We start from the raw sequence: 13526 nt of genomic DNA, 5'->3' as shown, positions 1-13526 counted from the left end.
TTTTCCGTTCATTCCTGCCCGCCGGTTTCCGGGCAGGGAGTACCTGCCCGGCCATTCGGCCGGGTGACGGACAAAGCGTTTTCGGTTGCGGGAAAAGAGTTCTGTCAGGCGGGGAATTCGGTGTCGGGTTCGCGCTCGCTTTCGCCGGACAGGATCCGGGCGACGCCTTCGCTCACCTCGCGCAGGTGGTCGTGCAGCGCCGCTTCCGCACTGGCGACGTCACCGCGCTCGACGTGGTCGACGAGCGTGGTGTGCCGGCCGTGGTGACTGCGGCTGCCCGACACCCGCCAGCCGAGGAGGTAGCGCCCGACGCTGCTGCGCAGGTCCTCGATCAGCTCGACCAGCCGCGGGTTGTGCTCGGCGTCGTAGAGCTCCCGGTAGAACCGCACGCGGACGTCGAGGAAACCCTCGCCCTCCGCCTCGGCGTCCAGCACCTCCGCGTTGCGCCGCAGGCTCGCGATGCGCTCGGCGGTCATGGTTTTCATCGACTTGCGCAAGGCGTGGGTCTCGAGCAGGTCGCGCAGCTCGTAGATCTCCACGAGCTGCTCCGGCGTCAGCGTCTTCACCATCGCGCCGCGGCGCGGGTGGAACTCCACCAGCCCCTCGGCGTCGAGCCGCAGCAGCGCGGCCCGCACCGGGAGCCGTGAGACGCCGATCGCCGTGGCCAGCGCCTCCTGCCGGAGGTGCTCCCCGGGGGCGAACGCCCCGGAGAGCAACGCCTGGCGCAGGACCTCGTAGACCATGTCGCCGATCGACCGGTAGCCGCTCGACAACCGCGAGACGACCTCGTCGAAGCTGGCGCGGCCGGTGATCGCGGACCCCTCGGGGGTGCCGCTTCCCGAGCCGCCGCCGGCTCCTTCGGACTGACGCCGCTCCATCGTGACCTAGCCTCCCCTCGGCCGGCGCGCGCCGACCGTCAAGCGATTACCATTCGTCCTGAAGTTCCGGACAATCGTATCCTGGATCCATTATCGGACCGACGGTGAAGAGTCCTTTGCCACGAGGGACTTTTCCACCGCGACTTTCCACTGCGATTCATCCACCGAGGCCGCACCCGGACTCCGCGGTTTCCCGCGGCGGGATCAGTTGATCTTCATCGCGGTTGTCGCCTTGTCCCAGGTCGCGGTGTCGACCCACACGGACGTGGCGGGCGCCTTCGTGATCGCGCCGACCTTGTTGGCCAGGTCTTCCTGGACCTTCGCGGAGGCCTCGGAGTACGCGTCCTTGGTCGCCGGGAACGTGTCCGCCGCCTTGAGCGCGTCGTAGGTGCTCGACGCTTCCTTCTCGTCGGCCTTGGCGTAGGCGACCGCGGCCTTCACCCACTGGTCCTTGTCGGTGTTGAAGATCTGCGCTGCCTTGATCCACGCCTGGTCGATCGCCACGGCCAGCGCGCCGTGGCTGGCCAGCCACTGCGGGGAGGTCGCGAGGAAGGAGTCGGCGAGCTCCGGCGCGGTCTTCGACATCGTGACCAGGTCGTGGAAGCCGGCCGAGGTCAGCTTCGAGACGTCGGTGGCGTGCGCGAACGTCGCGTCGATGTGGTGGGTCAGCATCGCGCTCACGCGCACCGACGCGCCACCGGCCACGGTCGTGGTGACCGCCTTGGGGTCGATGTTGTTCTTCGCCAGCAGGTCGGCGAACATCAGCGCCTCGACGCCGTGCACGTTCGAGGTGCCGTAGACATGGCCTGGCAGGTCCTTCATCGAGTTGAGCGAAGGCGCGCCGAGGAAGTGGTAGTCCAGGCGCGGCTGGCTCGGCCCGAAGATCTTCAGGCCCGAGTTGATCGACGACGACACGGCGAGCGTGCCGATGTCGGCGTCGCCGGCGAGCAGCACCCGGATGGCCGAGGGGTCACCGGTCTGGTTCACGATCGTCGCGTCGGCGCCCCAGCTCTTGAGCACCTGCGCCACGAGGGCGATCTTGGTGTCCTCGATGGCCGGGGCGGCGCCGGTGACGATCCGGATGGTGGTGCCCTTGAGGTTCGGCGTGCCGTCGGCCGAGGTCGGCAGCGAGTCACCGGTGCCGGTGGCCGCGTCGCCGGAACCGCACGCGGCGGTGAGCGAGACGGTGAGCGCCGCGATCGCGCCGACGACGAGCGCCGTGCGGCGCCGTCGCGAAGGGGAAACGGTCATCGCGGACCCTCCTTTCTGGACTGGACTTTCACGGTGGGGTGGGGAGAGCGGTTCGAGCGGGAGAGCTCAGTGCAGGCCGAGCACGATGCCCAGCACGTGGTCGCGCAGCTTCGCCACCTCGGGATCGCCGAGGAGCTCCGCGTGCCTGCGCGGTTTGGGGAAGGGGACTTCGACGACGTCGCGGACCGAGCCCGGTGAGGTGCCCATGACCACGATGCGGTCGGAGAAGAACACGGCCTCGTCGACGTCGTGCGTCACGAGCACCGTGGTCGCGCCGATGCCTTCGATGATCGTGGCGATGTCCTGCTGCAGCCGGCGCCGGGTGAAGGCGTCGAGCGCGGACAGGGGTTCGTCCATGAAGAGCACGTCGGGGTCGCACGCCAGCGCCCTCGCCAGGCCCGCGCGCTGTTGCATGCCGCCCGAGAGCGCCGACGGGTAGTAGCCCGCGAAGTCCTGCAGGCTCGTCATTTCGAGCTTCGCGGCGATCGCGGCGTCGACCTCTTCGGGCGGGAGCTCCTTGGCCTTGAGGGCGAAGGCCATGTTCTCGCGCACGGTTTTCCACGGCAGCAGCGCGGGTTCCTGGAACACGAACCCGATCGAGCCCGGCACGCCCCGCACCGGGTCGCCGTTGATGCGGATCTGGCCGTCGTCGACCGGGATCAGGCCGGACATCATCCGCAGCAGCGTGGTCTTGCCGCAGCCCGACGCGCCGATCAGCGAGATGAACTCGCCCTGGCGGATGTCGAAGTGCACGTCGGAGACGGCGAGGAAGCTCTCGGCCTTGCGGCCCGGGCGCTGGTAGCGCTTGGACACGTGCTCGATCTCGATGCAGGCCGTGGGTGCGCTCATGGCGGACCTTTCTCCGGGTTCAGACGCGGGTGTGGGCGGAGGCGTTGGACGACCAAGGCGCGAGCCGGCGGCGCAGCACCTCGAGGATGATCGTGCCGATCACGCCGACGATCGAGGACGAGATGATCGAGGCGAGCAGCGGCGCGGTCTGGAACGAGTCGCCGTAGTTCTGGATCAGCCCGCCGAGGCCCTTGAGGCTGATGTCCATCTCGCCGATGATCACACCGATGAGGGCCTTGGCCAGGGCGATGCGCAGGCCGGCGAAGATGTAGGGCACGGCGTTGGGCATCGCCACGTGGCGCACCACCGACCACTCGCCGGCGCGGTAGACCTTCGCCATGTCGAGCAGGATCGCCGGGGTGTTGCGGGTGCCCTCGGCGGTGTTGATGATGATCGACCACACGGCGAGCAGGAACGTGATCGTGATTTCCGAGACGAAGCCGATGCCGGTCCAGATCACCACGAGCGGCGTGAGCGCGATCAGCGGCGTCGCCTGGAAGAAGCTCACGTAGGGGTTGAGCACGCGCGCCACGGTCTCGCGCCGGCCCATCCACACGCCCACGGCGATGCCGACCACCGCCGAGAGGCCGAAGCCCGCGGCGAGCACCTCCATGGCCCGCAGGAACGCCGTGCCGAGCTCGCCGTTCGCGATGATGTCCACAAAGGACGAAGCGACGGCCGACGGCGTGGCCAGCAGGATCGGGTTCACCTGCGCGCCGAAGATCTGCCACACGCCCAGGAACACCACGACCGACGCGACGGGCAGCACCCGGCGGCGGACCTTCGCGTTCCACGGGATCCGGAACTTCCGGGGCGGTGACTCCGGCGGACCGGCGCGGTCCGGGGCGGAACTGGCCAAGCTCGTGTCTTCGGTGAGGGACACCGTGACCTCCTCCGGTTTGTCAGTTGGCGCCTGGATCCATTCGACACGAGGGTCAAGCAGTCCGGCCGTGAACTGTTCTGTTCGGGGATGACGCATCTGTGCACCGCGTTGTGCACTGTGGACACGAGAGGTGCGCACAGCGGCCGCCACCGGCCGGTTCGCGCCGGTCGTGGCGTGGTGGAGCTTCGGTCAGGCGGCGAGCACGCCGGCCTGGCGGCCGAGGTGCACGTAGTGGTCCCAGAGCTTGCCGGGGCGGTGCCCGCCGCGGTCGTAGCTCTCGGCGACCTGCACGATCTCTTCCGGCGTGAGCGGAAGGGGCGTGCCGAGCTGGCGCGCGAGCAGCAGCGTGCGAGCGTTTTCCTCGAGGTCGAGGCAGTCCATCAGCAGTTCCTGGATCCGGTTCGCGACCACGACCGTGCCGTGCGAGCGCAGCAGGCACGCGCCGGCGTCGCCCAGGGTCTTCGCCACGGCGTCACCCTGCTCGCGCGAGCGGATGTGCGTGGGGTCGGGGTGCACGGCCAGGCCGTCGGGGAACTTGTAGGCGAAGTGGCGCATCGGCAGGAACGGGTGGTCGACCATGGTGAAGGTGGTCGAGAGCGTCGGGTGGCCGTGGCAGACGAAGTCGACCTCGGGCCGCGCGCGGTACACCCCGGTGTGGATCGCGGTCTCCGCCGGCGGCGGCAGCTCACCCTCCACGAGGTTGCCGTCGAGGTCCACCACCAGCAGGTCTTCCGGCTTCAGCGCGGCCCGGCTGGCGTCGCGCGGCTGGATGAAGAGGCGGTCGGTGGTGCCCGGCACCCGCGCGGAGAGGTGACCGCTGTAGTCGAGCACCCCCTTGAACACCAGCAGGCTGGTGCAGGTGACGAGATCGGCCCGTACTCGGTCGGCTTCGGTGCCGGCCTGGCTAGCGATCATGAAAGCCCTTCCTCTCGGATTGGCGATTGGATCCAGGATAAAGGAAACACTTTCACAGCGGAAGTATCTCCAGGTCGCGAACCGGCCACGGTGTTCCGAGTCGGTTCACAGGGTGGGGCGGGGGTGAAGACAGGTGAGGCGGGGTGTTCGGGGAGACGGTGGAGCGGGGGAAGCGGGGAAGCTGGTGCTGCGGGAAGGCTAGGCCTCCGCGCCGCCCCGCGCCATCATCTGACGTAACGCTTCCGATTTTCCCTCTCGCGCCGCGTCAGGACAGTCACCAACGGACAGTCCGGTTTGTCCGCGGACGCGAACGCGACGCGGCCACCAGGCGCACGCCTTGCCGACGTGAGGCCGGTGGCCGCGAGTACCGCCGTCTTCGCTCCGACGGCTGCGTTTCCATGGTGGACGGTGAAGATCAAGTGGTGCGCGTGAAGTCGCCGATCAGCCGGGCCAGCTCGGCCGGTCGGTCGAGGGGCAGCAACGTGTAGCTGTCGTCCACTTCGGACAGTTGTGCTTTCGGCAGCAGTTGGGCGAGCCGGCGGCCGTGATCCGGTGGCATCACTCGATCCTCGCTCGCCCACACCACCAGTGCGGGACGGTCGAACTCCGGCAGGTGGTCGGCCGCTTCGGTGAGCACGCCGGGGTCCGCGGCGGCCGCGCGCAGCACGCGGACGGCGTCGCGCCGAATGTCGGGCCGGGTGAGGATCGGGCGGAGCCAGCCGACCACGGCGGCGTCGCCGCGTTTTGTCAGCCAGCCGAAAGCGATCGGCAAGCGGCGCAGCGCTTTCAGGCGCATCTGCTGCATGAACGCGCCGAACAAGCCCGGCGACAACCGGCCCGCGAGGAACAGCGTTTTGCCGGTGAGGCCCGGCGGGAAGTTGTCGAACGCGTCGCACGAAGCCAGCACCACGCGCCGCACCCGGTCGGCGGCGCCGGTCATCACCAGCTGCACGAGCGCGCCGCCGGTGTCCACGCCGACGAGCGTCACGTCACGGAGATCAAGCCGCGCAAGGAATTCCGGGACGAGCCGGGCGAGCGCCCGCATCGACAGGTCCGCGTCGGCCCGCATCGCGCGCCGGTGCGCGCCGAGCGGCAACGTCGGTGCGACGCAACGGTGCCCGGTCGCCAGGTCGGCGATCGTGTCGTCCCACAGCGACGAATCCATCAGCAGACCGTGCAGGAACACCACCACGGGCCCGGCACCGCCCGTGTCGGAGTACTCGATCGGTCCCGCCGAGAGCTCGACCTCGTTCACGAGCCCACCACCGAACCCACGACCGAACCCCGCACCCGAGCCGCGACCGAGCCCCGCACCGAACCGACCACCGGACCGGCCGGCAACCCCGCCACCGAGCCCACCACCCGGCCCGTTCCCGAACCGCACCACGCCCGCCGACACCCCATGTGGACCTCCCGGTCGTTCGCCCCACCAGAAGTGAACCACGTGGTTCGCAAATTCGTCCAGTGCCGCTCCCCCGGCCCCGGCTCAGTCCCCCACCGCTTCCTCCCGCTCGAGCGCCCGCGCCAGCGCCGCGAACCCGGCCTCGGCGCCACCGGGATCGTCGCTGGTCAGCCGGTGCACGACGAAGCCGCGCAAGGTCGCCAGCACCAGCTGCGCCACCTCGCGTTTGCGGTCGGCGGACCATCGCTGCGGGCAGAACGACACCAGCAGCTCGAGGTACTGCAGCGTCGAACCCCGGCCGAGCTCGGCGTAGCGCTCGGGGTCGTACATGGTCAGCCCCACGGCCTGGTCGAGCACGCGGCGCAGGCCGGGCTCCTCGTCACGCAGCGTCCGCCAAGCCACGCCGACGCGGCCGGCCAGCGTGTGCTGCCCGCCGCCGTCGGCCATGGCCGCGAGGGCGTTGGCGATGCGCCGCTCGCGCAGCGCGAACACGGCCTGCGCGAGCAGGTCCTCGGCACTCGCGAAGTGGTAGAGCAGCACCTTGTGCGTGGTGCCGGCCGCTTTCGCCGCGCGCCGCAGGGAGAAGTCGACGAGGCCGTTCGCGGCGAGGTCGTCCGTCACGCTCGCGAGCAGTTCGAGCCGCCGCGCCTGCCCACGCGGCGAGCCCGCCGACCGCCGATAACCCGTCCGTTCCGCCGCGTCGTCCACCCCGACAGCTTCCCCGATCGCCCCGCCGGGCGCAGCGACCAGTCCCGCGATCGCCGCCTACTTGGCGAACGCGGTCAGGAACCGGTCCCGGAAGGTGTCCATCCGCCACACCGGCGCGTTCGCGGCCGGGCGCATGCCGTCGGTCCAGTTCCACGAAGCGACTCGATTGAGCACGGCCGGGTCCTTCGCGACGATCGTGATCGGCACCTGGTGGCTCACGCCGGCCGGCGTCACCACGGGCGGCTGGTGGTCGCCGAGGAACACCAGCACCGTGTTGTCGTTGCCGTACGTCTCCAAATAGGACGTGAGCGTGGAAAGCGTGTACTGGATGGCCTTGCCGTAGGCGGCCCGGATCTGGTTCGGGTCCTTCCACACCTGCTCGGGGTCCTCCCCCTGCGCCGGTTGCGGGTCGAACACCGAACCGTCGCCGACCTTGTTCCAGTCCACGAGCGTCGGACGCGGCGACCACGGCGCGTGGCTCGACACGAAGTCGACCTCGGCCATCACCGGTTTGCGGTTCTGCGCGGCGAGTTCGGTGCGCTGCAGGAAGGAAAGCGTGTACTGGTCGGGCATCGTGGCGTAGGCGTAGCCCGGACCCTGGTACCCGACGTTGTGGAAGTCGTAGTAGTGCTGGAAACCGTAGTACTGGCCCTCCGGCCACGGCATCGTGTGCGCCGGCACGTCCTGCACCGTCGTCCACCCGGCCTTGCCGAACGCGCGGGTCAGCGAAAGGCGGTCGCTGGCGAGCAGATCGTTGTAGCGCTGCTGGTTGTCCACCCACGTTCCCGATTGGACGGTCGAGTGCGCGAGCCAGCTGCCGCCGCCGAAGGTCGAGGAGTCGAGGAACCCGCTGCGCGCCGCGAACCCGGCCTGCTGCAGGCTTTTCGTCTCCTGGTCCAGCTGCGCGTCGATCGCCGGCGCGATGTCCGAGCCCTCGATGGCGAAGCGGCCGTAGCTCTCCACGAAGGTCAGCAGCACGTCCTTGCCCTTGAGCCCCTGCAGCAGCTGGTCACCCGGGGTGTTCCGGAACGGGTCGTCGGCCAGCTGTGCGGCGAAGTCCTGCTTGTCGTGCAGGTCGGTGCCCACCTGGCGGATGTCGTCGAACGCGGCCGCGGCCGCGCTGCGCGAGGCGATCGGCTGCCCGGGCGCGAGCTGCACCCCGAACACCGCCGCGACGATCCAGATGACCCCGAGCACCGCCACCACGCGGGTGGACGCCGTGCGCCGCCCGGCCGCGAGGCGCGTGAGCCGCATCGTGGCGAGCGTGGTGAACACGATCACCGCCAGGATCAGCAGCACCACGCCGATCGCCGCGACGATCGCGCCGGCGCCGCCGACCTCACCGCGCAGGAAGTCGAGCCCCGCGCTCACGAAGCTCCAGTCGAAGATCGGGTCGAACGGGCGCGAGAGCACCTCGTTGAACCCCATGTCCACGAGCTTCAGCACGGTGAGCACCCCGAGCACCGCGCCGACGACCGCCGCGAGCACCCGCCGCCACCGCGGCGGCAGCACGAGCGCGAGCGCCGCCACGACCAGCGCCTCCACCGGGAGCCGTACGAACGCCGCCGGCGAGAGCTCCCCCAGGCTGTTGGGCGCGACGAGCGCGAACAGCACCAGCAGCGCGGCCAGCACCGTGAGCACCACCGCCGTGACCCGCCGCACCCGGCCACGCTCCGGCGGCGAGGGGTCCGGTCCCTCCACTCCGGACTGCTCGCGATCGTCGGTGCGCGTGAAGAGTGACACGGGGTTCCTTTCCGCCCGAAACCGGCGCGGCGGCCGGTGGTCCTCTTCTTTACACGGACGGAAACGCCGGGCGGTTCAGCGGGTTGCCCCGGATCACACCGATGTGAGCCCCTGCCGGCACTTCAGTCCCGGCACCAGCACGTGCACCACCGACACGCGGCCGGTGTGGTGTTCGCGTTGGTAGGCCGTGAGCTCGCGCGCGGCGAAGCTGTCCAGCAGTTCGGCCAGCAGCTCCGGCGCGGTGCCGGAGAGGTTGTTCTCGCGGTAGGGCACCGACTCCGCGGACTCGGCCGGCAGCGGCTGCCGGGCGGCCTGCACGGCGGCGCGGCGGCGCAGCAGGCCGTAGAGCGCGTCGGTGAGGGCGCGGCGGCGGCTGAAGGACACGCCGGCGCCCCAGGCGGCGCGGTCGCCGGCGAGGTAGGCGGGCACGCCGAGCTGCGGGGTGAGGTCGGCGACGCGCACGGGGCCGCCGGCGGCGAGCGACGCGGAGGCGAGCAGGGCGGCCAGGTCCGGTGGCAGGCTGCTCCGGTCGAGCAGCGCCGGGCGCGCGCCCGCGAGCATCGACTCGTGCACGTCGTGGTCGATCAGGTCGGTGAGCGCGCGCACGGTGGCCTCGGCCGTGGTCGTCGCGGCGCCCCACGCGGCGGCCACGGGACGCGTGTCGAGCGCTTCGTAGTCCACGACGTCGCCCACGGAGTGGCGCAGCAGCAGGTGCCCGGCGCGCGCGTAGTCGGTGATCGCGAGCAGCGCGGGCACGGCCGCGATCGGGCCCAGGCCGGTGGGCAGCAGCCGGCGGTAGCACAGGGCGCCCACGGGCAGGTCGGTGTAGCGGGCGAGCGAGCACACAGTCCCGTCGGCGGCCAGCGGGCCGGTGGCCAGCTCGGGCGCGGGCACGGCGCGCACGTCGGCCGGGCGCAGCCAGGCGGCGCCGCCGAAGCGGCGGGTGAGGGCGTCGAGCACGGCGTCGCGTTCCGCGGTGGCCCCGGCGCCGTGACCGGTCCCGGCCGAAAGCACCACGCCGTCGCGCAACAGGTCGCAGCGCCAGACCGAGGCGGTGCTCCCGGCCACCGGTGTCAGCTTCGCGGTCAGCCCCAGTTCGGCCACTTCGGCCAGGACGTCGTCCATGTGTTCACACCAGCTCGTCATCCGGGGTCCCCGCAGAGACCCACCTGCCCCCTGCCCGCATCAAACTCGATCACCGCCGAGGAGTCGAGGGCTTTGTCCCCGAGGTGACCGAACGGCCACCTCACGAGGGTGCTCCGCGCGGCCACTGAACGACGACTGAACGCGCCCGGAGTACTTGATCAGTCCGCTCGCGCATGCTGGGCACCATGAACCAGACCCTGCGGAGCGGAACCGTGCGTACCCTGCTCTCGGTCTCCGACGCGCTCACGCGCGCGTGCCTCGAAAGCTACTTCGACGGCAAGTCCGAAGTGGCCGTGGTCGACCGCACCCGCCCGATGGGCGCCGAGGTCTCGCTCGTGGTCACCGACCGGCTCACGCCGCGCACCCGCGACATCCTCGAGCGCGTCTCCGCCACGCTCGACATCCCGTCCGTGCTGGTCATCGGCCGCCTCGACGACCTGCCGATCACCGAGCTCGCCCAGCACCGCGTGGTCACGATCCTCGACAAGACCACCAGCCGCAGCGAGGCCGTGACCCAGGCGGTGCTCGACGCCGCCGGCGCGCACCCGGCCGACCCGGTCGAGCGGCTCACCACGCAGGTGCGCCGGCTGACCCACGCGGCCGCCCGGCAGAACCGCCTCGACCGCCGCGAGACCGACATCCTGCGCTTCCTCGCCGACGGGCTGTCGGCCGGCGAGGTGGCCAACCAGCTCGGCTACAGCGAGCGGACGGTGAAGAACATCATCAGCAAGATGACCGTGCGCCTCGAGTTGCGCAACCGCGCCCACGCCGTGGCCTACGCGATCCGCGAAGGCCTGATCTGACCGGGCCGGCGGCTCGCGCCCACCGAACGCGGTCAGGCGCGAGCGCCGGCACCCCGGGCCGCGAGCCGGCCGATCACGCGCGGCGTTCTTCCGACACCCGGGCCGCCGGGTCGCCGAGGCGCACCCGGACCTCCTCGGCCGCCGGCATGCCGAGCGCGTCGAGCACTTCCAGCGCCTCGCGCCACGTCTTCTCGGCGCCCAGCGGGTCGCCGGCCGCGCTGAGCGCGTCGCCGAGCGCCACGAGCGAATCGGACTCCTCGGAACGGTTGCCGAGCTCGCGGTAGTACATGACGGCCCGGCGCCACGCGTCGATCGACTGGTCGAGGTGCCCGAGCGAGCCGTAGGCGGTGGCCAGGGTGCTCCAGCAGTTGCCTTCGCCGTTGCGGTCGCCGATGTCCTCGTAGAGCTTCATCGCGCGCAGGATCAGCGGCACGGCCTCGGCGTTGCCGCCCATCTCGCTGAGGCAGTGGCCGATGCCCTCGAGCCCGATGGCCTCGCCCTTCACGTTGCCGCTGGCCTTGTACAGCTCGAACGCGCGCTCGTGGTGCTCCAGCGCCGCGTTGTACCGGCCGAGCTTGGCGAACACCGTGCCGAAGTTGCTGTGCACGTAGGCCTGGTCGGCCGCCAGCCCGAGCTGCCCGAACAGCTCGGCCGTGCGGTTGAGGTGCTCCAGGGCCTCGTCGTAGCGCTCCACGAAGTGGTAGGCGCCGGCGAGGCTGCGGTGCACGTTGGCCTGCGCCACCAGGTCACCGGTGCCCACGGAGACCCGCAGCGCGAGCTCGGCCTGCGTGAGCCAGTCGTGGTAGAGCGCACTGCGCTGGTAGTAGGGCTGCAGGCTCAGCACGAGCTTCCACACGGTGCCGGCCAGCCGCGGCAGGCCCGCGATCTGCCGGATCAGCAGCGTCAACGCGGGCAGCTCGGCCTCGAACCACTCCATCGCCTCGCCGTAGCCGCTCGCCAGGTCGGCCGTCACCCCCGGTTCGAGCACCGGCGGTTCGGTGGGCAGCTGGTGCGGGTTGAGCGCGAGGTAGGCGCTGTGGGCGCTGCACAGGTAGTGGTTCACCAGCCGCGCGAGGGCGTCGGCCTGCTCGGCGGGCGGGTCGGTCTGCTCGCGCAGCTCCATCGCGTACGAGCGCACCAGGTCGTGGGCGAGGTAGCGGCCCGGCCGGTGCTCGGACAGGTAGCGGATGCGCGTGAGCTCGTCGAGCAGGTCCTGCGCCGCGGCCGTCGTCATGCCGACGAGGCTCGCGGCGGCGGCCGTGGAGAAGTCGGCGCCGCGGTGCAGCGACAGCAGCCGGAACAACCGCGCGGCGCCGGGTTCGAGCACGCGGTAGGACCAGGAGAACACCGTGCGCACGTCGCCCGCGCTGTCGCCGCGGAACGCCTCCAGCGTGCCCTGCGTGGCGCGCAGCTTCGCGGTGATGTCGGCCAGGGAGAACTGCGGGTGCGTGCGGGCGCGCGCGGCCACGATCGCCAGCGCCAGCGGCAGCCGGCCGCACAGCTCGATGATCTCCTCGACCGCCTCCGGCTCGGCGTTCACCTTCGCCTCGCCGAGCCGGCGCACCAGCGTCTCGCGGGCTTCGGAGGTGGAGAGCGTGTCGAGCGTGAGCAGGTCCGCGTCCTCGGTGGCGACCAGCGCGCTGAGGCGGTTGCGGCTGGTCACGATCACGGCCGAGCCCGCGCTGCCCGGCAGCAGCGGGCGCACCTGCTCGGAGTCGCGCACGTTGTCGAGCACCACGAGCATCTGCCGGCCGGCGAGCAGGCTGCGGTAGAGGCCGCTGCGCGCGTCGAGACCCGAGGGCGCCTGCGTGGGCTCGATGCCGAGCACGTCGAGGAAACCGCGCAACGCGTCGGCCGGGTCCACGGTGGCGCCGGTGGGGTCGAAGCCGCGCATGTTCACGTAGAGCTGGCCGTCCGGGAAGCGGTCGGCGACCTGGTGGGCGAGGTGGATGGCCAGCGAGGTCTTGCCCGTGCCGGCCAGCCCGTCGATCACCGCGAGGGTGACGCGCCGGCGCTCGGCCGCGCAGTCGAACAGGGCCGCGAGCTGCGTGAGCTGGTCGCGGCGGCCGGTGAACGTCGGCAGGTCGGGCGGCAGCTGAGCCGGGCGCACCACGGGGTGGGCCTGCGGCGTGCGGGCCGCGGGCGCCGCCTCGGCCTGCTGCGCGAGCACGTCGTGCTGCATCCGGGTGAGCTCCACGCCGGGTTCCACCCCGAGCTCGTCGACCAGCCGCTTGCGGATCTCGCGGTACACCTCGAGCGCCGCGGCCCGGCGGCCCACCGAGTCGAGGGCGAGCATGAGCCGGGCGTGCACGGTCTCGTTGAAGGGGTCGGCCTTGACCGCCCGCTCGAGGTGCGCCAGCAGCGGCTGCAGCGGCAGGCCGGCCGCGTGGGCGACGTCGGCGGCCTCCACGACCGTGGCCAGGCCTTCCTGGTCGATGCCGGCCAGCAGCGCGCGGGCCCGGCCGGGCATGATCAGCCCGGCCGCGCACGGGCCGCGCCACAGGGCGAGGGCGGCGTTGAACTCGGCCAGCGCGTCTTCGGCGGACTCCGCGCGGCGGGCGCGCTGCACGCGCGTGCGGAACTCGACGAGGTCGGAGGACACGGCGCCGACCTGCAGGCCGTAGCCGCCGGGGTGGCGCACCAGCCAGTGGCCGGGCGAGCGCGCGGGCAGGTCGGGCTCCACGAGCCGGCGCAGGGCACCGACGTAGCGCTGGATCACGTTCACGGCGCTGGCCGGCGGCTGGTCGTCCCAGAGCAGGCCCACCAGCTCGTCGACCCCGGTCGGCTGGCCGGCGCGCGCGAGCAGCACCGCCAGCAGCAGGTTCTGCGCCGGCGAGCCGATCGCGAGCTCGTGGCCGCCACGCCACGCGCGCAGCGGTCCCAGCAGCTCGAACCGGACGCCGACGGGGGCACCGGGTTCGCTCACCGGTTCCTCCCTCGCTCACCGG

11 protein-coding genes are annotated in these 13526 nt (G+C 71.5%); 1 reads left to right on the top strand and 10 read right to left on the bottom strand.

Annotated elements, in window-relative coordinates; all coding sequences use genetic code 11:
• Positions 1-104: 104 nt before the first annotated feature.
• The 9 genes from VSH64_RS06250 to VSH64_RS06210 form a co-directional block, all read right to left on the bottom strand.
• Entirely contained in the window at positions 105-878 is a 774-nt protein-coding gene (locus VSH64_RS06250; protein WP_326834516.1) for a GntR family transcriptional regulator, read from the bottom strand.
• Between the two features lie 204 nt (positions 879-1082).
• Entirely contained in the window at positions 1083-2129 is a 1047-nt protein-coding gene (locus VSH64_RS06245; RefSeq protein ID WP_326834515.1) for an ABC transporter substrate-binding protein, read from the bottom strand.
• 66 nt (positions 2130-2195) lie between these two features.
• Entirely contained in the window at positions 2196-2978 is a 783-nt protein-coding gene (locus VSH64_RS06240) for an ABC transporter ATP-binding protein (RefSeq protein ID WP_326834514.1), read from the bottom strand.
• 19 nt (positions 2979-2997) lie between these two features.
• On the bottom strand, positions 2998-3861 hold the full coding sequence (locus tag VSH64_RS06235; RefSeq protein WP_326834513.1) for an ABC transporter permease: 864 nt from the start codon (positions 3859-3861) through the stop codon (positions 2998-3000).
• 189 nt (positions 3862-4050) lie between these two features.
• Positions 4051-4776 carry a class II aldolase/adducin family protein gene (locus VSH64_RS06230; protein WP_326834512.1) on the bottom strand — a complete coding sequence of 242 codons (726 nt, stop codon included), beginning with the start codon at positions 4774-4776 and terminating at the stop codon, positions 4051-4053.
• Positions 4777-5191: 415 nt separating this feature from the next.
• Positions 5192-6031, bottom strand: a complete 840-nt coding sequence (locus VSH64_RS06225; RefSeq protein ID WP_326834511.1) for an alpha/beta fold hydrolase — start codon at positions 6029-6031, stop codon at positions 5192-5194.
• A 231-nt stretch (positions 6032-6262) separates the two neighbouring features.
• Complete coding sequence (locus VSH64_RS06220) at positions 6263-6886, bottom strand: TetR/AcrR family transcriptional regulator (RefSeq protein WP_326834510.1); 624 nt, start codon at positions 6884-6886, stop codon at positions 6263-6265.
• 57 nt (positions 6887-6943) lie between these two features.
• Positions 6944-8629, bottom strand: coding sequence for a sulfatase-like hydrolase/transferase (locus VSH64_RS06215; protein WP_326834509.1), 1686 nt, complete (start codon positions 8627-8629; stop codon positions 6944-6946).
• 93 nt (positions 8630-8722) lie between these two features.
• Positions 8723-9754 carry a hypothetical protein gene (locus VSH64_RS06210; RefSeq protein WP_326834508.1) on the bottom strand — a complete coding sequence of 344 codons (1032 nt, stop codon included), beginning with the start codon at positions 9752-9754 and terminating at the stop codon, positions 8723-8725.
• 206 nt (positions 9755-9960) lie between these two features.
• Here VSH64_RS06210 and VSH64_RS06205 point away from each other — a divergent pair, with 206 nt between their 5' ends.
• Positions 9961-10578: a helix-turn-helix transcriptional regulator gene (locus VSH64_RS06205; RefSeq protein WP_326834507.1), complete on the top strand. Its 618-nt coding sequence runs from the start codon at positions 9961-9963 to the stop codon at positions 10576-10578.
• A 73-nt stretch (positions 10579-10651) separates the two neighbouring features.
• On the opposite strand, the gene VSH64_RS06200 is transcribed toward VSH64_RS06205, so the two are convergent.
• The gene (locus VSH64_RS06200) at positions 10652-13504 is read right to left on the bottom strand and encodes an AfsR/SARP family transcriptional regulator (protein ID WP_326834506.1); all 2853 of its coding nucleotides are present in this window, start codon (positions 13502-13504) and stop codon (positions 10652-10654) included.
• Between the last annotated feature and the right edge of the window lie 22 nt (positions 13505-13526).

Origin of the sequence: Amycolatopsis rhabdoformis (assembly GCF_035918295.1) — a bacterium.
Classification (GTDB): Bacteria; Actinomycetota; Actinomycetes; order Mycobacteriales; family Pseudonocardiaceae; genus Amycolatopsis; species Amycolatopsis rhabdoformis.
Note: the sequence above shows the minus strand (reverse complement) of the source record. Positions and strands in the feature narration are given on the sequence as shown.

What these genes read in the sequence shown, in the direction of transcription:
- VSH64_RS06250 (WP_326834516.1), bottom strand. Translation starts at nt 878, where the DNA reads ATGGAGCGGCGTCAGTCCGAAGGAGCCGGCGGCGGCTCGGGAAGCGGC.
- VSH64_RS06245 (WP_326834515.1), bottom strand. Translation starts at nt 2,129, where the DNA reads ATGACCGTTTCCCCTTCGCGACGGCGCCGCACGGCGCTCGTCGTCGGC.
- VSH64_RS06240 (WP_326834514.1), bottom strand. Translation starts at nt 2,978, where the DNA reads ATGAGCGCACCCACGGCCTGCATCGAGATCGAGCACGTGTCCAAGCGC.
- VSH64_RS06230 (WP_326834512.1), bottom strand. Translation starts at nt 4,776, where the DNA reads ATGATCGCTAGCCAGGCCGGCACCGAAGCCGACCGAGTACGGGCCGAT.
- VSH64_RS06210 (WP_326834508.1), bottom strand. Translation starts at nt 9,754, where the DNA reads ATGGACGACGTCCTGGCCGAAGTGGCCGAACTGGGGCTGACCGCGAAG.
- VSH64_RS06205 (WP_326834507.1), top strand. Translation starts at nt 9,961, where the DNA reads ATGAACCAGACCCTGCGGAGCGGAACCGTGCGTACCCTGCTCTCGGTC.